This window comes from uncultured Aggregatibacter sp., from assembly GCF_938046485.1.
In the GTDB taxonomy this organism is placed as follows: Bacteria; Pseudomonadota; Gammaproteobacteria; order Enterobacterales; family Pasteurellaceae; genus Aggregatibacter.
The window spans coordinates 27,807-47,558 of record NZ_CALIWN010000008.1 but is presented as its reverse complement, the minus strand read 5'-3'; the positions used below and the strand labels follow the sequence as shown (position 1 = coordinate 47,558).

Annotated in this window: 14 protein-coding genes; 4 read left to right on the top strand and 10 right to left on the bottom strand. The window is 43.0% G+C overall.

What is annotated here, in order from left to right; genetic code table 11:
* Positions 1–688 precede the first annotated feature (688 nt).
* From Q0203_RS00555 to Q0203_RS00510, 10 genes are all read right to left on the bottom strand, one after another.
* On the bottom strand, positions 689–2,179 hold the full coding sequence (locus tag Q0203_RS00555; protein WP_297928777.1) for a tetratricopeptide repeat protein: 1,491 nt from the start codon (positions 2,177–2,179) through the stop codon (positions 689–691).
* A 12-nt stretch (positions 2,180–2,191) separates the two neighbouring features.
* Positions 2,192–6,193: an ATP-dependent RNA helicase HrpA gene (hrpA, locus tag Q0203_RS00550; RefSeq protein ID WP_297928775.1), complete on the bottom strand. Its 4,002-nt coding sequence runs from the start codon at positions 6,191–6,193 to the stop codon at positions 2,192–2,194.
* A gap of 6 nt (positions 6,194–6,199) precedes the next feature.
* The gene (locus Q0203_RS00545; protein ID WP_297928773.1) at positions 6,200–6,580 is read right to left on the bottom strand and encodes a DUF423 domain-containing protein; all 381 of its coding nucleotides are present in this window, start codon (positions 6,578–6,580) and stop codon (positions 6,200–6,202) included.
* Positions 6,581–7,033: a DUF441 domain-containing protein gene (locus Q0203_RS00540; protein WP_297928771.1), complete on the bottom strand. Its 453-nt coding sequence runs from the start codon at positions 7,031–7,033 to the stop codon at positions 6,581–6,583.
* A 114-nt stretch (positions 7,034–7,147) separates the two neighbouring features.
* Positions 7,148–7,477, bottom strand: a complete 330-nt coding sequence (locus Q0203_RS00535) for a branched-chain amino acid transporter permease (protein ID WP_297928770.1) — start codon at positions 7,475–7,477, stop codon at positions 7,148–7,150.
* A complete protein-coding gene (locus tag Q0203_RS00530; RefSeq protein ID WP_297928768.1) occupies positions 7,474–8,205 on the bottom strand; it encodes an AzlC family ABC transporter permease in 732 nt (243 codons plus the stop codon). Before Q0203_RS00530 ends, Q0203_RS00535 begins: the two co-directional genes overlap by 4 nt.
* Positions 8,198–9,142, bottom strand: coding sequence for a LysR family transcriptional regulator (locus Q0203_RS00525; RefSeq protein WP_290522089.1), 945 nt, complete (start codon positions 9,140–9,142; stop codon positions 8,198–8,200). Before Q0203_RS00525 ends, Q0203_RS00530 begins: the two co-directional genes overlap by 8 nt.
* A gap of 190 nt (positions 9,143–9,332) precedes the next feature.
* Positions 9,333–10,670 (bottom strand): argininosuccinate synthase, encoded by a 1,338-nt coding sequence (gene argG, locus Q0203_RS00520; RefSeq protein ID WP_006718777.1) that lies wholly within the window; start codon positions 10,668–10,670, stop codon positions 9,333–9,335.
* A gap of 84 nt (positions 10,671–10,754) precedes the next feature.
* Entirely contained in the window at positions 10,755–11,585 is an 831-nt protein-coding gene (locus Q0203_RS00515) for an SDR family oxidoreductase (RefSeq protein ID WP_297928765.1), read from the bottom strand.
* A gap of 65 nt (positions 11,586–11,650) precedes the next feature.
* Positions 11,651–12,511, bottom strand: a complete 861-nt coding sequence (locus tag Q0203_RS00510) for a phosphoribosylaminoimidazolesuccinocarboxamide synthase (protein ID WP_297928764.1) — start codon at positions 12,509–12,511, stop codon at positions 11,651–11,653.
* 318 nt (positions 12,512–12,829) lie between these two features.
* Here Q0203_RS00510 and prfC point away from each other — a divergent pair, with 318 nt between their 5' ends.
* The 4 genes from prfC to Q0203_RS00490 all read left to right on the top strand — a co-directional run bounded on the left by prfC (position 12,830) and on the right by Q0203_RS00490 (position 19,598).
* Complete coding sequence (prfC, locus tag Q0203_RS00505) at positions 12,830–14,413, top strand: peptide chain release factor 3 (protein ID WP_297928762.1); 1,584 nt, start codon at positions 12,830–12,832, stop codon at positions 14,411–14,413.
* A gap of 272 nt (positions 14,414–14,685) precedes the next feature.
* On the top strand, positions 14,686–15,252 hold the full coding sequence (locus tag Q0203_RS00500; RefSeq protein WP_297928760.1) for a TetR family transcriptional regulator: 567 nt from the start codon (positions 14,686–14,688) through the stop codon (positions 15,250–15,252).
* A 37-nt stretch (positions 15,253–15,289) separates the two neighbouring features.
* Positions 15,290–16,486, top strand: a complete 1,197-nt coding sequence (locus Q0203_RS00495) for an efflux RND transporter periplasmic adaptor subunit (protein WP_297928758.1) — start codon at positions 15,290–15,292, stop codon at positions 16,484–16,486.
* Between the two features lie 13 nt (positions 16,487–16,499).
* The gene (locus Q0203_RS00490; RefSeq protein WP_297928756.1) at positions 16,500–19,598 is read left to right on the top strand and encodes an efflux RND transporter permease subunit; all 3,099 of its coding nucleotides are present in this window, start codon (positions 16,500–16,502) and stop codon (positions 19,596–19,598) included.
* Positions 19,599–19,752 lie beyond the last annotated feature (154 nt).

Sequence of the window (19,752 nt, the reverse complement as noted above, 5' to 3'; positions counted from 1 at the left end):
ATCAGGATTGCCATATGAAAAATAAGAAGTGAGTGGAGAAAATAAAATGAAAAAATGCATACCAACGCTATCAATCGCATTATTTCCAAAGCGGAAGCCGGTACAGACTACGACGCAACAATGCGGCGTCCAATTGTTCGAATTAAATTAAATAAATACGCTTGATTTCTGAATGTTTTGAAGTTGGAAAAGTTGGAAAAAACCGCACTTTGATTTACTCACACTGGCGCGAGTCTCCAGACAACAGCTATTCGAAACCTTAACTTGGAGTCCAAAGATGGTCAACACCGCTTGGGTTTCCGCCACAAATTGAAACAATCTCTTTAATTAAAAGACTCTCAATTTTACATGTATTTTTGAGGTTCAAAACCGTTTTTAAAAATGACCGCACTTTTAAAAACGAAACGATGATTCAAGCATCCTCGCTTGGATCACATAAGCACAAGCGTGGACGCTTGCGCTATCTTGGGTAAAAGAAAAGCTGAATATCGGGAGAGGTTCAGCTTTTTTTGTTTTATAAAAGAAAGTGCGGTAGATTTTGAACGTGTTTTTGAGGTTGAAAAACGTTTGAAAAAATGACCGCACTTTTTAAAAACAAAACGATAGTTCAAGCGTCCTCGCTTGGACCAAATAAGCACAAGCGTGGACGCTTGCGCTATCTTAGGGGGTATTAATAACCTTAATAAAACTATGATTTATTTCTAAATGGATTCTTAGACAAACATACATCTTGGCTATTATTCAATAATCTTATAAAAAAATCCTCATATTTATAAGCACCTGATGATAAATAAATCTTATGTACATGATTATTAATTTTGTATTTATAATCTAAATACATTAATTTATTATCCTCTGTTTTAATTCTTTTGTCCTTTAAATCGGTAAGATATAAAATTCTGCACTCTTGTTCATCCTCAAAAGCAGCATGCTTTACTAGGAAAGTAATTGGAAGTAATAAGAAATTTATTACCTCATTTTTATTTGTATCATCTATAAAAGATAATTTTCTTATATTTTCCAATATAACATTAAGAATTTTAATTACACTCTCCCTCTTTTCTTTAATAAAATTTAAATAGCTTTCAATATCATTTTCGTTACCGTCTCTGTAAAATGTTATTTTTCCTCTTTGCGCAATATTTATATAATTAGACTTCGGATCAGGATCTATATATATGCATCTATATAAAGATAGTTTTTCTATAGATTTATTATCTTCTATAAATGGTTCTTCTATATTTCCTATAAAGTTAATGCGTTCTTCTTTATTATTAAAGAAATCACTATTAAATACAATGCTGACTCCCGAGGCTTCTAGATTATTCTCTTTTCCATATAATCTAAATTGATTTAGGCTATCATGATTAAATGTAAAGCAAGATATAAGTGTAAGAGTTCGTTTACTATCTGATAATGAAGGTATGTTAAGATACTCTTTTAAAACTTTACCTTCTGTAGGATCATTTACATTCTTTACTGTATTCAACCTTAAATATGAATCTTTTTTCTCTAATAAACTCAAGGCTACAGTAGGACTTGTATAATGAGCTACGCATTTTTCATGGCTATATTCATCACTTCTAACCTTAAGAATTTCTAAAATATCTACTATAGACTTATATATATCATTAATTATTTTTGCATTATCATTAAACTCCATGCAAAATAGCTCTTTTTTAGTTTCATAATAAAAGTATTTTTTAGATTCTCTAAAATGTTTTTTGCTTTGCTCTTTATCATTTAAATAATCTCGAAATAATTTACCTAAAAAATATTGAGCTCTATAATAATAATAAAGATTTTTTATTTTATCTTTATTAACCTCTTTAAAACTTTTAATTGCCTCATTGAAATTAAACTTACTATTAAAAAGTAAACCTAGTAAATACTGAGATTCACTATATATGTCTTCATAATCTTTAGTAACCTTACTTAAAGTATTTATAGCATCATCATAAGATTTCTCCCTAATAAAAATAATACCCAAGTAATAATTAGCATATGAGAAAATATATTCATCATCATCTTTTTTTATTTCTAGATAAGCATTTTTAGCTTTCTCAAATTGACCATTTTTTTTGTATTCCCTTGCTAAGTCAAAGCGAGCTTTAGCAAACTCTTTTGGAGTAGAATTATCTCTTTTTATAGATTCTAATCTTTCTATATTTACACTCATTAAACCATACCCTTATATATTATTAACTAAATTCAAAACCCGCTTATCCGACACCTGATACTTCGTGCCCAACTGCTGCGCAAACAAACTCACCCGCAATTCCTCAATCATATAACGAATTTCCGCCACCTCATCCGAAATCGGTTTAGATTTTGGCTGTTTGGCGAGGAGTTGTTGGTAGGCTTGTTGCACTTGTTCCACGCGTAACATAGCGGCACGATCTCGATTGACATCTTGAGCCAGTTTATCCATGCGTTTATCGATGGCTTGCAGATAGCGGAGTAAATCCGGTAGGCGGGCGTAGCCGCTTTTTTGCACGAAGCCTTGATAAATCAAACCTGAAATCTGGCTTTTCATATCAGACAGGGCAAATGCCATGGTGAAATCCATTTTGCCTTTGAGGCGTTGGTTGAGCTGGTGTGTGAGCGTGAGGATCTGCTCTACTTTTTGCGCAATATCCACGGTGACTTCATTAACGTTTTCACGTACAAAATCCCGTAGCTTATCAAAGTCTTCTTGGTTCCACACAAAGCCGCCGAAATCGGCAATGAGTTTATCCACAGCACAGGCAATGCAGTCGTCAATCAAATCCAACACGCGCCCAAACGGCGTAAAATATAGCCCCAATTTGGCTTTATTCGGCAATTTTTCATGTAGATATTTAATCGGTGACGGCACGTTGAGCAGCAACAATCGGCGCAAACCCTGTTGCATTGCCACCGCTTGTTCAAATTCCGTTTCAAACAGTTTAATGCCCACCGCGTCTTTTTCGTCCACAATGGCAGGAAAGGCTTTCACACTGAAACCGCGCTGCTTTTGTTCGTAACATTGCGGCAACTCGGAGAAACTCCAAATATGCAGCCCGCTTTGCTCAATGCCATCGTCCGCCACCGCAGAAATGCTTTCTTGCACACGATCTTTTAAGCTAAATTTCAGCTCGTCTAAATCCATAGATTCGGCGATTTTCTTGCCATTTTCATCTACCACACGGAAAGTCATTTTCAAATGGCTCGGGATTTGTTCCCAATGCCAATGTTCCGCCTCTACGGTGACGCCCGTCATGCGGCGCAATTCATAAATCAACGTATCCAATAACGGCTTTTCCAACGGCACGGCACGCCCTAAAAAGGCTTGGGCATAATTCGGTGCCGGCACGAAATTACGGCGATAGGATTTCGGCAGAGACTTAATCAGCGCGATGACTAGTTCTTCGCGTAAGCCCGGAATTTGCCAATCAAAGCCCGTCATTTCCACTTGGTTGAGCAACGGCAACGGAATATGCACGGTCACGCCGTCCGCATCGGTACCCGGTTCAAATTGATAGGTCAGTTTGAGCTTTAAATTGCCTTGATGCCAGAAATTCGGGAAATCTAGCTTGCTCACTTGTTCTGCATCATCATTAATCAAAAATGAGCGCTCAAAATTAAGCAGTTCAGGGTCTTGTTTTTCCGCCTTTTTCCACCAAGTATCAAAATGTTTTTGCGACACCACATCAGTGCCGATACGCTGATCGTAAAACTCAAATAAAGTGCGCTCGTCCACCAAAATATCGCGGCGACGGCTTTTGTGTTCCAATTCTTCAACTTCACGAATCAGCTGCTGATTTTGCTTGAAGAATTTATGCTTGGTGTTCCAATCCCCTTCCACTAAGGCGGATTGAATAAAGATCTCACGGCTTACTGTCGGATCAATGGCGCCATAATTTACCGGTCGCGCTGCCACAATCGGCACGCCATATAGACTCACTTTTTCATCGGCAATCACCGCCCCGCGGGATTTCGACCAACGCGGTTCAGAATAGGATTTTTTGGTTAAATGCTCAGCGAGTGGTTCAATCCATTCCGGCTCAATTTCCGCCACCATACGCCCCCAAAGTTTGGAGGTTTCCACCAACTCTGCCGCCATCACCCATTTCGGTTGTTTTTTAAAAAGCACGGAATTTGGGAAAATCGCAAAATGCGCATTGCGGGCACCGAGATATTGTTGTTTTTCCGCTTCTTTTAAACCGATATGCGACAATAAACCGCTTAAAAGTGCAGTGTGAATTTGCTGATATTCAGCTTTTTCCGAATTAATCGGCAAGCCAATTTCACGCACGGCAAGGCGAATTTGTTGATAAATATCCTGCCATTCGCGAATGCGCAAATAATTTAAAAAATCCTTTTGGCATTGGCGACGGAATTGATTTTTCGTCAATGCCTTTTGCTGTTCTTGAACGTAATTCCAAAGGTTCAAGAATGCTAAGAAATCCGATTTTTTATCGGCAAAGCGACGATGTTTTTCATCGGAAGCCTGTTGTTTATCTGTCGGACGTTCACGCGGATCTTGAATGGATAACGCCGAGACAATAATCATCACTTCATAAACGCTGCCCAAATTGACCGCACTTAGAAGCATTTTGGCAAGGCGTGGATCGACCGGGAGTTGGGCAAGTTGGCGACCGATTGGGGTAAGTTCCCAACCTTGCTTTTTCTCTGTCGATTCACTAGCGCGCGTCTCCTGACGCGTGCTTTCATCTGTCAAATTTTGGGCACGCGTCAGGAGACGCGCGCCATCACGAGATTTATATTTTTTCAGTTGAATCGCGCCCAACTCTTCCAATAACTTCACGCCATCTTGAATGTGCCGTTTATCCGGCGCATCCACAAAAGGGAACGCTTCAATGTCATCCAAACCCAACGCCGTCATTTGCAAAATGACAGAAGCCAAATTGGTACGCAGAATTTCCGGATCGGTAAATTCCGGGCGATTATTAAAATCCTCTTCCGAATAAAGGCGAATACAAATGCCTTCGCTCACCCGTCCACAACGACCTTTTCGCTGATTGGCAGAAGCCTGTGAAATCGGCTCAATAGGTAAGCGCTGCACTTTGGTGCGATAACTATAACGAGAAATGCGCGCGGTGCCGGGGTCAATCACATATTTAATGCCCGGCACGGTGAGTGAGGTTTCCGCCACGTTGGTGGCTAACACAATGCGATTTAAACCGCTCGGGTGGAAAATTTTATTTTGTTCTTGCGCAGAAAGACGGGCAAAGAGCGGTAGGATTTCCGTGTGTTTCAGATTTTGTTTTTGTAAGGCTTCGGCGGTGTCGCGAATTTCCCGTTCACCGTTCATAAAGATCAAAATATCGCCACGCCCTTCCGCTTGCAGTTCGTCCACCGCATTGAGAATACCTTGTAGCTGATCTTGATCGTCTTCTTCTGCAACAGGGCGATAACGCACTTCCACGGGATAAGTTCTGCCCGAGACTTCGATAATCGGCGCGTTATTGAAATGTTTGGAAAAACGTTCCACGTCAATGGTCGCGGAAGTGATGATGAGTTTTAAATCACGACGGCGTGGCAACAGCTGTTTCAGATAACCGAGAATAAAATCGTTGTTCAAGCTGCGTTCGTGGGCTTCATCGATAATCAGGCAGGAATATTGATTGAGGAAACGATCCGTTTGAATTTCCGCCAACAGAATCCCGTCCGTCATCAACTTGATTTGGGTATTATCGCTAATCTGATCGTTAAAACGGACTTTATACCCCACCAAATCGCCAAGCTCTGTTTGCAATTCTTCGGCGATGCGAGCCGCCACAGAACGGGCGGCAATACGACGCGGTTGAGTGTGTCCGATTGCGCCAAGATTGCCGAATCCTAGCTCCAAACACATTTTCGGCAACTGCGTGGTTTTCCCCGAACCGGTTTCCCCCGCCACCACGATCACTTGATGCTCGGAAAGCAGTTTTTCAATTTCAGCTTTGCGTTGGCTAACAGGCAGGCTTTCCGGAAAAATGATAGGATTTTGCACCGCACTTTTACGGCTTTCTACACGTAATCTTGCTTGTTCAATTTGTTGTTGGATTTCAGCCGCAACGGCTTGCTGCGCTTCTTGGTTTTTAATTTTGCCTATACCATGAATGCGGGCGGATAAACGGCGTTTATCCACCAACATAATGTCAATTAATTGGGAAAAAAGGGATTGTTGTAAAGGCGTGAATTCGTGCTTTACCGTTCTATTCTTCATACTGATTTACTTTTTCAAACTGCCGTAAGCCAAGCAAAGCCAGCCAATTAAAAATAAGGTACCCCCAATCGGTGTCACCCAAACCAGGAATTGTCCTGCACCAAGTGCGAGTGCATAAAGGCTGCCGCTAAACAAAAGCACACCGAGCACCCAAGAACCGGCGGCAACGTTAGCCATCTTGTTGGAAACCAATGATTCACGGCACAATTGCGCAATGCCGATACCCATGATGGCAAGGGTATGGAACATTTGATATTTCACACCGGTTTCAATCCACGCTAACGCTTTAGGATCTAAAACCTTGCTTAATCCATGTGCAGCAAAAGCGCCAATCGCCACACATAAAAAACCGCTCAAGGCAGCAATCAATAACCATTTGTTTTTCATTTAAAATTTTCCTATGAGTAATGCCAAAATACCGGCCGCGATAAGCGGCCCCACAGGGATGCCGCCGAGAAAAGAGACACCGATAATGGTGCCGATGACTAAGCCTGTCACCAATACTGGTTGTTCTCCCATCAGCGGAACACCTTTGCCCGCAAGCCACGCGACCAATACACCCACCGTAATGGCAACGAACATTTTCCAACTGACAAACGCCGACAAGCCGGGAAGCTGAATTTTGCCGGAAACTAACGGGCTCAAAACGCCAATGGTTAAAATCACGATACCAACGTGCAAGCCGTATTTTTCCAAATAGGGAATATATTTCGCGAGAAGCGTTTGTTGCATGATCAGTAACACGGCGGCGGAGATCGTGATGGCGCTATTGTGGCTAAGGATGCCAAGCAAAATTAACACCACTAAAAGTAATGCAATCATATTGAATTGAAGCGACATATTGATCCTAACGTGCGGTAAAAATTTGCGGAGAATTATAGCACAAGCCATGTCTTTTCTTTGCCGGTACAGAAAAATCCTGAAGAAAAAGTGCGGTTATTTTTTAGCGTCTTTTTACACAAATACCTGTTGTACCAAGAACATATATAACATCGTGCCGGCAGCGATGGACAAGAACATATTGCGCTTCCACAAATGCAACGCAACAACGATCGCACCGGAAAGAAATTCGGGAACGCCATGAAAGCCGCTAAACACATCCACGTTTTTGTAACAATACACCACAAGCATACCAAACATCGCTGCAGGTAAGACTTTACCTAAATAACGGATATATTCGGGAATCGGGCGGTTCGCCGGGAAAATCCAAAAGGGCAGCCAGCGGGTAAATTGCACGGCCAGCACAGCAATCCCGATGGTGATGATTTGTTCGGTTAATGTCATTCTTCAATCCTCTTTAAAGTTGAGGACAATTTCGGACGACGGAAAGTCAACACCGTCCAGATGCCGATTAAGGTTGGCAATAAGAAATAGTCATGTCCGAAAACGATGAGGGAAATCGCGGCAATCGCCAAACCTAACAAAGAGCTTTCATGAGATTTTTCCTGCGCCCAGTTTTCGGCAAAAATCACTAAAAACAATGCTGTCATAGCAAATTCAATGCCCTTCAAATCAAAGGGAATAATGTTCCCGAATACGTTGCCAATGCCAGCACCGATTACCCAATACATATGCAAATAAAACGAAACAAAAAAGAGATACCAACCCCGATCAATATGCGGTGGAACGTTTGCCATGTAATTCAAGGAAAAAGATTCATCTACCAACGTGGCAATAAGGTATGGGCGTTTTTTGCCCAAGGATTTTCCGTATTTTTCCAACATCGCAATGCTATAAAAAAGCTGTCTGCCACTCACCATCAAGGTAATCAATAACGCATTTAACGGCGCAAATGCCAAACTTAATGCGCCGGCAATGATGAATTCCACGGAACCGGCGTAGATGAATAACGCCATCAACACGGGATACCAAACACCAAAACCAAGTGCTTTCATGTAAATGCCATAAGCCACGCCAAGGAACAAAAAGCCGGCGAGCATCGGTGCACTATAGGGCAAGGCAGCTTTCGCCGCCGCCCAAATGGGATGAGAATTTGTCTTTACGTCAGACATACGACGAGATCTCTTCTAATATAGACAATTCGGGCAAGGTAGAAAAACTTTGAGCTTTCACGGTTTCATAGAAATCATCCACGAACGCCATTTGCGAATCCAACTCTCGCGTTGCGGCATAAAGATTGCTGTGTAACCCCTGTTCGGTAATTTTGCGCGCCACGATGTAACCACGATCCAAATAAGGCTTCGCCGCCCAAAACGGCAATGCCGCCACACCACGTTTACTTGCCACTAACTGAATGATGGCGATGGTAAGTTCACTGGTTCGGCGGGTTGGATTGATGCCTTTCGGGTGTAATACCTTACGCAACAAATCCAACATATCATCCGGTACGGGATAAGTAATTAACGTTTGATCAATAAAATCTTCCGCCTGCCAAACCTCTTTCGCTGCTAGCGGATGATCTTTCGCACATAATCCCACCATTTCATAGGAAAACAAGGGCTTATACACAATGCCCGGAGTCTCTTCCACTTCTTGCACCACAGCCCAATCAGCACGATGGCTTAACAACAACCCAACGGCATCGGTATGGAAACCGGACACAATATCCAACTCCACCAACGGCCAATGTTGACGGAATAAATCCATGGCAGGCATAAGCCAATCGAAGCAAGTGTGGCATTCTACCGCAATGCGCAACTCGCCGGCTTCCCCTTGTTTCACCCGCGCTAAATCGCGCTCCGCCTCAATCACTTTAGGCAAAATATCATTGGCAAGCTGAATTAAACGCTCACCTGCCGGTGTAAAGTGCAACGGCTGCGTTTTACGCTCAAATAACGGTAAACCGTATTGATCTTCCAACAGTTTAATTTGGTGGGAAAGAGCGGATTGGGTGAGATAAACCCGTTTTGCTGCCAAAGAAACACTGCCCGTTTCTTTTAAGGCAAGTAAGGTTTTAAGGTGTCGAAGTTCAAGAAAGATTGGTTTCATGAGAAAGATTCATATTCATGAGGAAAATAATGAAACCGTATCATACACCAAAATAGGCTGTGCTTTAATGTTCCAGAAAAGAAAATTAAGGCATAGATTGAATAAATCCGTTCATCCTTTTTGTTGAAGTTAAATCACACAAGAAGACCGCACAGAGATGTCTCAAAGTGCGGTCAAAAAAGAGAGCGTTTTACGCTTTTTTGTATAATTGCGGTAACGCAGAATCTTTGTTTGTCGCCAGTAAACCTGTGCGGGAATAGATGCCGAGTTTGTCGCGGGTGTCGGTGATGTCAAGGTTACGCATGGTTAATTGACCGATACGATCGACCGGATCAAACGGTGCATTTTCCACTTTTTCCATACTCAAACGTTCCGGATGGTAGGTTAAATTCGGCGATTCGGTATTGAGTAAGGAATAGTCATTACCACGACGTAACTCTAACGTCACTTCACCGGTAACCGCGCGAGCCACCCAACGTTGAGCGGTTTCGCGCAACATTAAGGCTTGCGGATCGAACCAACGACCTTGGTATAGTAAACGACCTAAACGAATGCCGTTAATACGATATTGTTCAATGGTGTCTTCGTTGTGGATGCCGGTAACTAAACGTTCGTAAGCGATGTGTAACAGTGCCATTCCCGGGGCTTCATAGATGCCGCGAGATTTCGCCTCAATGATACGGTTTTCGATTTGGTCGGACATCCCTAAGCCGTGACGACCACCAATGCGGTTGGCTTCAAGGAACAATTCTACGATGTTGTCGAAGGTTTTGCCGTTTAATGCGACCGGGATGCCTTCTTCAAAACGCACCGTCACTTCTTCTGCTTTGATTTGCACGTCTTCACGCCAGAATGGTACGCCCATGATTGGATTGACGATACGAATACCGGAATTTAAGAATTCTAAGTCTTTTGCCTCGTGAGTCGCGCCAAGCATGTTGGAGTCGGTGGAATAGGCCTTTTCGACAGACATTTTGTAATCAAAGCCGTTTTCAATTAAGAAGTTAGACATCTCAAAACGTCCGCCCAATTCATCGATGAATTTTTGATCCAACCAAGGTTTATAAATTTTTAAATTTGGGTTGGTCATTAAGCCGTAACGATAGAAACGTTCGATGTCGTTGCCTTTGTAAGTACTGCCATCACCCCAAATATTGACATCATCTTCTTTCATGGCAGAGACCAACATGGTGCCGGTCACCGCACGGCCTAATGGAGTCGTGTTGAAATAAGTCAAACCGCCTGTCGTCACGTGAAACGCGCCGCATTGGATCGCTGCAATGCCTTCTTGGGCTAATTGCGTGCGGCAGTCGATTAAGCGGGCCATTTCTGCGCCATATTCTTTGGCTTTGCGTGGAATAGCCTCGTAATCCTCTTCATCCGGTTGGCCAAGGTTCGCGGTGTAAGCGCAAGGAATTGCGCCGTGTTGACGCATCCAAAGCAGTGCCGCGCTGGTGTCTAAGCCGCCGGAAAAGGCGATACCGACTTTTTCACCTTTGGGTAAGTGTTGCAAAATGGTATTTGACATATTTTCTTTCCTTATCTGTGTTTGTTTGAGTGAATGGGTTTGATAAAAGTTCGTGGTAAAAACATTTCGAAAACAACCGCACTTTTATTCTTCTGTTGTTAGCATTAAATTCGGATCCGGATATTGGTAAACAAATTCTAATTCATGACAAATTTTTTCCGCCATGATAATGCGCTGCGGATCTTGTTCTGAGTTAATAAAGTGCGGTGGTTCTAGCCCGTATTTTTCCGCCGCATATTGATAATAGGCTTCCCGAGTTGGGTGCATTGGCGCGGCCAAATGATATAAACGGTAGCCGCCCGGGGTTTCTAACAATAATTGAATGGCGCGTGCGCAATCATCTAGATGGACTAAATTCACGGGAGAATGACCGCACTTGAGATCCTGTTTGCCGGCAAGGGAATAAACCGGGTGACGATCGTTACCGACTAAACCGGCAAAACGAATAATATCGCAATCGATATCTTGCATTTGTGCCAAGCCGTTTTCAATTTCAACCAAGGCGCGACCAATGTCGCTACTTGGCTGTGGGGTGACGGACTCATCAAAATGGGCGGAAATCTCAGGGAAAACGGAAGTGGAGCTAATAAAAATAATGTGGCTTACGCCTTGTAATAAGGCTTCGTTAACCAGATTTTGCACGCCTTCGACATATTGATTGAGATCGAAAAAATATTGGCTCGGCGGAATATTAATGATCAATGAATCCACATCCAGCAATGCACTGACATCATCAGGATCCGCATTAATTTCAGGGGTAAGTTCCAAATGATAGGCTTCCAAACGCATTAAACGCATTTGTTCTACACCGTCGTGAGTGCGTTTCGTGCCTTTAACTTCCCAGCCTAGATTTTTTAAATGTCGCGCCAGTGGCAAACCTAGCCAACCTAACCCGACAATGGCGACCGACCTCATATTACTCCTATCCGGTTACAAAAAATTCCCACTATTCTAATGCATAGCGGGAATTCCTTTAAGTGTTATTTTGTTAATAAATCCAAGGCTTCTTGGTATTTATCTACGGTCTTCTGAATGACATCCGACGGCACTTTCGGCGCCGGTGGCTGTTTATTCCAACCGCTGTTTTCCAACCAGTCACGAATAAATTGTTTATCAAAAGACGGCGGGTTTGTGCCTTCTTTATAAGTCTCTACTGACCAGAAACGGCTGGAATCCGGCGTTAATACCTCATCCATCAAAGTTAACGTACCGTTTTCATCCAAGCCGAATTCAAATTTGGTGTCACAAATGATGATACCTTTGGTTAAGGCATATTTCGCCGCTTCGGTATAAAGGGCGATGGCTTTTTCTTTCACTTGCGCCGCCAAATCTTTGCCGATCAATTTTTCGCACTCAGTATAGCTAATATTAATATCGTGATTGCCGATTTCTTCTTTGCTGGATGGCGTGAAAATCGGCTCAGGCAATTTGCTGGCTTCTACTAACCCTTTTGGCAAGACTAAACCGCAAATGGTGCCGGTTTGTTTGTAATCTTTCAGACCGCTGCCGGTTAAATAACCGCGCACGATAGACTCGATTTTAATCGGGGTTAAGCGTTTGCAAACTACTGCACGATCTTTCACCAAGTCGGCTTCCGCTTTGGGTAACACATCGTAAACGCTGTCGCCGGTAAAATGATTCGGCATAATGTGCGCCAGTTTGTTAAACCAAAAGTTAGAAATTTGTGTCAGGATTTCGCCTTTACGCGGAATCGGATCATCTAAAATCACATCGAACGCCGACAATCTGTCACTGGCGACCATCAACATTCGTTTGTCATCAATTTCATACAAATCCCGTACTTTGCCGGAATAGATTTTTTTTAGACTAAGTTGTGTCATTTCATTTCCTTTTTATCTGCGTAAAAATAATGGCGCGTATTGTACCGCACTTTTTACGCAAACGTTTGCATTTTTTTGGATTTTTATTGATGTTGACTTCATGTTGCAGTAAGAGAAAAAAGTGCGGTCAGAAAAAAGGATGTTTTATGACGTATCAAAGTACGCCCAAAATGTACCGCACTTTGTCACACATACTCGCATTCATGATGCTCAAACTTGAAAAAATGGGCTAAAAAGCATATAGTTGCGCCACACATTTTAGGACCGTCATTTAAGGCGGTTTCTTTATTTTTTCATCAAATAACACAGACAGCACAGATGACATACCCACAAGAACAAGTTAATAAACGCCGCACTTTTGCGATTATTTCTCACCCCGATGCGGGTAAAACCACGATTACCGAAAAGGTTTTGCTTTATGGTAACGCCATTCAAAAAGCCGGTTCGGTGAAAGGCAAAGGTTCCGCACAGCACGCGAAATCCGATTGGATGGAAATGGAAAAACAACGTGGGATTTCCATTACCACTTCCGTGATGCAATTCCCATACAATGACTGTTTGGTCAACCTGCTGGATACTCCGGGGCATGAGGATTTCTCTGAAGATACCTACCGCACTTTAACGGCGGTGGACAGCTGCTTGATGGTCATTGACTCCGCCAAAGGGGTTGAGGAACGTACCATTAAATTGATGGAGGTCACCCGTTTGCGTGACACGCCGATCATCACGTTTATGAACAAACTTGACCGTGATATTCGTGATCCGATGGAATTGTTGGACGAAGTTGAAAGCGTATTGAAAATTCACTGTGCGCCGATTACTTGGCCTATCGGCTGCGGCAAATTGTTTAAAGGCGTATATCACTTATACAAAGACGAAACCTATCTTTACCAAACAGGGCAAGGGCACACTATTCAAGAAGTGCGCATTGTGAAAGGCTTAAATAATCCGGAATTGGATAACGCCGTAGGTGACGATTTGGCACAACAATTACGTGATGAATTAGAACTGGTAAAAGGCGCCAGCAACGAGTTTGACTTAGATTTATTCCTAAACGGCGAACTGACACCGGTCTTTTTCGGTACGGCGTTAGGGAATTTTGGTGTAGATCATTTCCTTGACGGCTTAACCGAATGGGCGCCTGCGCCGCAAGCTCGCCAGGCAGATACGCGTAAAGTGTCGGCTGACGAAGAAAAATTCAGTGGTTTCGTATTTAAAATTCAAGCCAATATGGATCCAAAACACCGAGACCGTGTTGCCTTCTTACGTGTCGTGTCGGGCAAATATGAAAAAGGCATGAAACTCAAACATGTGCGTATCGGCAAAGAGGTGGTGATTTCTGATGCGTTAACCTTTATGGCGGGCGACCGTGCGCATGCAGAAGAAGCCTATGCCGGCGACATTATCGGGTTACATAATCACGGCACGATTCAAATCGGCGATACGTTTACTCAAGGAGAAGAGTTAAAATTTACGGGCATTCCAAACTTTGCACCGGAATTATTCCGCCGTATTCGTTTAAAAGATCCACTTAAACAAAAACAATTATTAAAAGGCTTGGTACAGCTTTCCGAGGAAGGCGCCGTACAGGTTTTCCGTCCGTTGCTAAATAACGATTTGATCGTTGGGGCAGTGGGTGTGCTGCAGTTTGATGTGGTGGTGTCGCGTTTGAAATCCGAATACAACGTAGAAGCCATTTATGAAACTGTCAGCGTGGCAACGGCGCGTTGGGTGGAATGTGCCGATGCGAAAAAATTTGAAGAGTTTAAACGTAAAAATGAGCAAAACCTGGCGTTAGACGGTGGCGATAACCTGACTTACATCGCGCCAACAATGGTAAATCTAAACCTTGCGCAAGAACGTTACCCTGATGTGACATTCTTTAAAACAAGAGAACATTAATTCGTTCAAAAACGTCAAAAAAACAGACCGCACTTTGATCTTCTTCTATGGATTGCTATCGATCATTGTGCGGTTTGTCGTCTTAGATGAAAAATAGTGGCTGTTTTGGATGGCGCTCAATTTTTAACTTGCGAAAAAGTAAAAAATCAATAAAATGAACGAACGTTCATTCAGTGTATTTTATTTACTGTCTGTAACCTATCAAATGTGCGAATTAAACGAAATTTTGACCGCACTTCTCACGATTAACCCAAACTTATTAGTGACTTTATATGCATCAATCTGAAACGGATATGATCGAGCGAATTTTTACGGCCACGAATGATTTGATGGCGACAGTGGGTTTGCCAAATTTATCCATACATAAAATTGCCAAAGAGGCCAAAATTTCCCCGGGGACGATTTACCTTTATTTTAAGAATAAAGATGAATTGCTGGAACAATTTGCACGATATATCTTTAAATCTTTCGAAGAAACCTTGGAAAAAGACTATGATGAAAACCAGTCGTTTTTCCAACGCTATCGGAAAATGTGGTGGAATATTTGGCATTTTTTAGATCAGGATCCGACGCGGGTCGCCAACATGGGGCAATATGAATTTCTGCCCGGGTTTTATACTATTTGCAAAGAATGGGAAACGCGCGGTATTTGGCATCGTTTTTGTAAAAAAGCAGTAGAAGCAGGCGAAGTATGTGATCTGCCTCCGCATTTATTATTTGCGCTTTCCTTGCAAAGCGCGCTTAATATCGCATTTAAATGCAAACACTTTGCCCATAAGAGTTCAATGGCGATGCTGGAGTCGGTGATTGACCGCACTTGGCGTGCCATTCAAAAATAATCACTTGAGCTATTAGATAACCTTTACGGAGTTTTTTATGAGTCAAACTCAAACGAATAAACCAAAGCGTTCTCATGTTTTCTTGTTAAAACTGGCGCTGGGAATATTTATCTTAGTTTTTATCGCAATGATTGTGATGAATCAGATGAAAGCGAAAGGCATTGCGGATTTCTTGGCTAATCAAGGAGAAAGAGCTGTTCCGGTGACGGCAATGACCGTTTCTGCTCAGCAATGGACACCGGTGATTGAGACCACCGGTTTGGTTCGCCCGAATCAAGGAGCGATGCTGAGTGCGCAAAGTGCGGGGACGATTTCAAAAGTGTTAGTGACCAACGGACAAAGTGTGAAAAAAGGCGATTTGTTGGTGGAATTAGACAGCTCCGTGGAGCGTGCAAGCTTACAAGCGGCTGAAGCACAAGTGATTTCATTACGTCAAACGTATCAACGCTATGCGAATTTGGCGAAAAGTGGTGGCATTTCTCAGCAAGAATTAGACAATGCCAAAGCGGCGTATGATGCGCAAGTGGCGAATGTGGAATCCTTAAAAGCCACAATTGCGCGCCGTCAAATTGTTGCACCTTTTGATGGCAAAGCGGGTATCGTGAAAGTTAATGTGGGACAGTATGTATCGAACGGCACAGAAATCGTACGTGTGGAAGATCGCAGTTCTATGAAAGTAGATTTTGCGATTGCACAGAATTTATTGGAAAAATTGCATATCGGCCAAAAAGTCACCGCGACAGCAGATGCCCGTTTAGGCGAAACCTTCTCGGCAACGATCTCTGCGATTGAACCGGCGATTAATTCTTCCACCGGGTTAATTGACGTGCAAGCCACGTTTGATCCGGAAGATGGCGAAAAACTGTTATCCGGTATGTTCACCCGTTTAAACGTGGCATTGGCAACGGAGTATGACCAAATTGTCGTGCCACAAGTGGCGGTGAGTTACAACATGTATGGTGAATCACTTTATATTTTGACCGCACTTTCTGATGAGGAAAAAGAGAAATTTGCGAAACAAGGCGATGTGAACAAAATGTATCGCGCCAAACAAATTACGGTATTTACGAAAGATCGCCAAGGTATCTATGCTCAGTTAAAAGGTGATGAAGTGAAAATCGGCGATAAAATTATTACCGGTGGTCAGCAAAATTTAAGTAATGGCGCATTAGTACTTGTCGCAGATAAAGAAGGTGTCGGCACCACACAACCGGCAACGAAAACCAATCTTTAATTAGGAAATACGAATGAAATTTACCGATATATTTATTCGACGTCCTGTTCTCGCAGTTTCGATTAGCCTGTTGATCATTATTTTAGGATTGCAGGCAATTTCAAAACTGGCAGTGCGTGAATATCCTAAAATGACCACGACCGTCATTCAGGTTTCAACCGTCTATCCCGGTGCGGATGCCAATTTGATTCAGGCGTTTGTGACCTCCAAAATTGAGGAGGCAGTGGCTCAAGCGGATAACGTAGATTATATGTCTTCTAGCAGTAGCCCAAGCAGCTCGGTGATTACGGTAAAAATGAAATTAAATACCGACCCGAATGCCGCGCTTGCCGATGTGTTGGCGAAGGTGAATTCTGTGCGTTCAGAATTGCCAAGCGGGATTGAGGATCCAACGGTGACTTCTTCTACCGGTGGTTCGGGCATTATGTATATTAGTTTCCGTTCCAATAAGTTAGATGCAAGCCAAGTGACGGACTATATTCAACGTGTTGTGAAACCGCAGTTCTTTACGGTTGAAGGGGTGGCAAGTGTCGATATTTTCGGCGCGTCCGAATATGCCCTGCGCATTTGGTTGGATCCGCAAAAAATGGCTGCCCAGAATCTTTCTGCGACGCAAGTGATGTCTGCTTTATCCTCAAACAACGTACAAACCGCTGCGGGTAACGACAACGGTTTTTACGTGGTGTACAAAAACAAAGTGGATACCACCACAAAATCCGTGGAGGAACTAGGTAATCTGATTGTCTCTTCCAATGGCGATAAACTGGTGCGTTTACGGGATATTGCGGATATTGAATTAAATAAATCCAGCGATAACGCCCGTGCGGTGGCAAACGGTTCTGATTCCGTGGTGTTGGCGGTGAACCCGACGTCTTCGGCGAACCCGTTAACGGTGGCAGAAAAAATCCTGCCGTTGTATGAAAGCATTAAAAATAATTTGCCGGATGCGATTCAAACAGACATTTTATATGACCGCACTGTTGCTATTAACAACTCCATTGAAGAAGTGGTAAAAACTATCATTGAAGCGACGATTATCGTATTGGTAGTGATTACCATGTTTATCGGTTCCTTCCGTGCGATTTTGATTCCGGTCATTACCATTCCGATTTCCCTCATCGGGGTAATCATGATGCTGCAAACGTTGGATTTCTCCATCAATCTGATGACATTGCTGGCTTTAATTTTAGCGATCGGTTTGGTGGTGGATGATGCCATTGTGGTGTTGGAAAACGTTGACCGCCATATTAAGCTCGGTGAAACGCCATTCCGTGCAGCAATTATCGGTACACGTGAAATTGCGGTGCCGGTCATTTCCATGACGATTGCGTTGATTGCGGTATATTCACCAATGGCGTTAATGGGCGGCATTACCGGAACATTGTTTAAAGAGTTTGCCTTAACCCTTGCCGGTGCGGTGTTTATTTCCGGTATCGTAGCATTAACGCTTTCTCCGATGATGACCAGTAAATTGTTGAAAGGACACGATAAACCAAGCAAATTGGAAGAGCGTGTTAACCGCACATTAACTAAAATCAACAATGCCTATACTTATGTTTTAGGTTTAGTGATGGCGAATCGGAAATGTATGTTGGTATTTGCGGCAGCGATTTTTGCCACATTACCGGTATTGTTTAATTCCCTTTCCAGTGAATTGACCCCGACAGAAGACAAAGGCGCATTTTTGGCCATTGGTTCTGCACCGTCTAATGTGAACGTTGATTATGTGCAAGCGGCGATGGCACCGTATCAAAAAATGTTAACGGATACAGACGAAGTGCAATTTGCGATGAGCATTTCCGGTGTGCCAAGCACCAACCAATCTTTGAACGTAGTAACCTTAAAAGACTGGAAAGATCGTTCCAGAAGTCAGGCACAGGTTTTGGCAGAATTGAACGCCAAAGCCAAAGGCATTCCTGAAGTATCTGTCAGTGGTTTTGCTTTCCCTGAAATTGAAACCGGGGAACAAGGACCACCAATCGGTTTTGTGATCAGTACTTCTCAAGGCTATGCAGATTTGGCGAATGTTGCGGGCAAATTCTTGGAAGCGATGCAGAAATCCGGCAAGTTCGTTTACTCGAGCTTAGATTTGAAATTCGACACGGCGCAAATGCACATCAAAATTGACCGTGAAAAAGCTGGTACTTACGGCATTACGATGAAACAAATCAGTGCAACATTAGGCAGCTTCTTATCTGCGGCGACAGTTGAACGTGTGGATATTGACGGCCGTGCGTATAAAATTATTTCACAGGTAAAACGCGAAGATCGCTTATCTCCACAAAGTTGGGATAATTATTATGTTTCAGCAGCGAATGGCACCTCTGTTCCGCTAAGCAGTTTGGTGAGCATGACATTAGAACCACAACCAAGCTCTTTGCCACGTTTCAGCCAGCTGAACTCTGCGGTGATCAGTGCGGTACCGATGCCGGGTTCTTCCATTGGGGATGCGATTCAATGGCTGAAAGACAGCTCAAAAGAATTATTACCGCAAGGTTATAACTACGACTTCAAAGGTGAAGCCCGTCAGTTGGTACAAGAGGGTAATGCGTTAGCCGTGACGTTCGTGTTGGCGGTAGTGATCATTTTCTTGGTGTTAGCAATTCAGTTTGAGTCTATTCGTGACCCGATGGTGATCATGATTTCCGTGCCGTTGGCGATCAGTGGGGCATTATTAGCATTAAATGCCTTCGGTTTTGTTGGCAAAGCCGGCGCGACATTGAATATTTACTCCCAAGTGGGGTTAATTACGTTGGTCGGATTAATTACCAAACACGGTATTTTAATGTGTGAAGTCGCAAAAGAAGAGCAGCTAAATCATGGTAAAAATCGTATTGAAGCCATTACTGAAGCCGCCAAAGTGCGTTTGCGTCCGATTCTGATGACCACTGCAGCGATGATTGCCGGCTTGGTTCCATTGCTTTATGCCACTGGTGCTGGGGCAGTTTCCCGTTTCAGTATGGGGATCGTGATTGTTTCAGGCTTGGCAGTTGGTACGTTGTTTACCCTGTTCGTGTTGCCGGTGATTTATTCTTACGTGGCAAGTGAACATAAACCGCTTCCGGAATTTGATGAAAACGTCAAACCGATTGAAGGTGAGATAAATCACTAATTCAAATCATCCGTAAAACAAACCGTACTTTTGAGCCGTATTGAGCTGTTCTAAGTGCGGTTCTTTTTTGTTTTATTTTTTCACATTTCAGCGGATTTATGATATTTTAACCGCCGATTTTAATCAGTTTATGGACGCTCCATTGCGTCTTCTC

Coding starts and splice junctions, on each gene's coding strand:
- Q0203_RS00555 (WP_297928777.1), bottom strand. CDS start 2,179: ATGAGTGTAAATATAGAAAGATTAGAATCTATAAAAAGAGATAATTCT.
- hrpA (WP_297928775.1), bottom strand. CDS start 6,193: ATGAAGAATAGAACGGTAAAGCACGAATTCACGCCTTTACAACAATCC.
- Q0203_RS00545 (WP_297928773.1), bottom strand. CDS start 6,580: ATGAAAAACAAATGGTTATTGATTGCTGCCTTGAGCGGTTTTTTATGT.
- Q0203_RS00540 (WP_297928771.1), bottom strand. CDS start 7,033: ATGTCGCTTCAATTCAATATGATTGCATTACTTTTAGTGGTGTTAATT.
- Q0203_RS00535 (WP_297928770.1), bottom strand. CDS start 7,477: ATGACATTAACCGAACAAATCATCACCATCGGGATTGCTGTGCTGGCC.
- Q0203_RS00530 (WP_297928768.1), bottom strand. CDS start 8,205: ATGTCTGACGTAAAGACAAATTCTCATCCCATTTGGGCGGCGGCGAAA.
- Q0203_RS00525 (WP_290522089.1), bottom strand. CDS start 9,142: ATGAAACCAATCTTTCTTGAACTTCGACACCTTAAAACCTTACTTGCC.
- argG (WP_006718777.1), bottom strand. CDS start 10,670: ATGTCAAATACCATTTTGCAACACTTACCCAAAGGTGAAAAAGTCGGT.
- Q0203_RS00515 (WP_297928765.1), bottom strand. CDS start 11,585: ATGAGGTCGGTCGCCATTGTCGGGTTAGGTTGGCTAGGTTTGCCACTG.
- Q0203_RS00510 (WP_297928764.1), bottom strand. CDS start 12,511: ATGACACAACTTAGTCTAAAAAAAATCTATTCCGGCAAAGTACGGGAT.
- prfC (WP_297928762.1), top strand. CDS start 12,830: ATGACATACCCACAAGAACAAGTTAATAAACGCCGCACTTTTGCGATT.
- Q0203_RS00500 (WP_297928760.1), top strand. CDS start 14,686: ATGCATCAATCTGAAACGGATATGATCGAGCGAATTTTTACGGCCACG.
- Q0203_RS00495 (WP_297928758.1), top strand. CDS start 15,290: ATGAGTCAAACTCAAACGAATAAACCAAAGCGTTCTCATGTTTTCTTG.
- Q0203_RS00490 (WP_297928756.1), top strand. CDS start 16,500: ATGAAATTTACCGATATATTTATTCGACGTCCTGTTCTCGCAGTTTCG.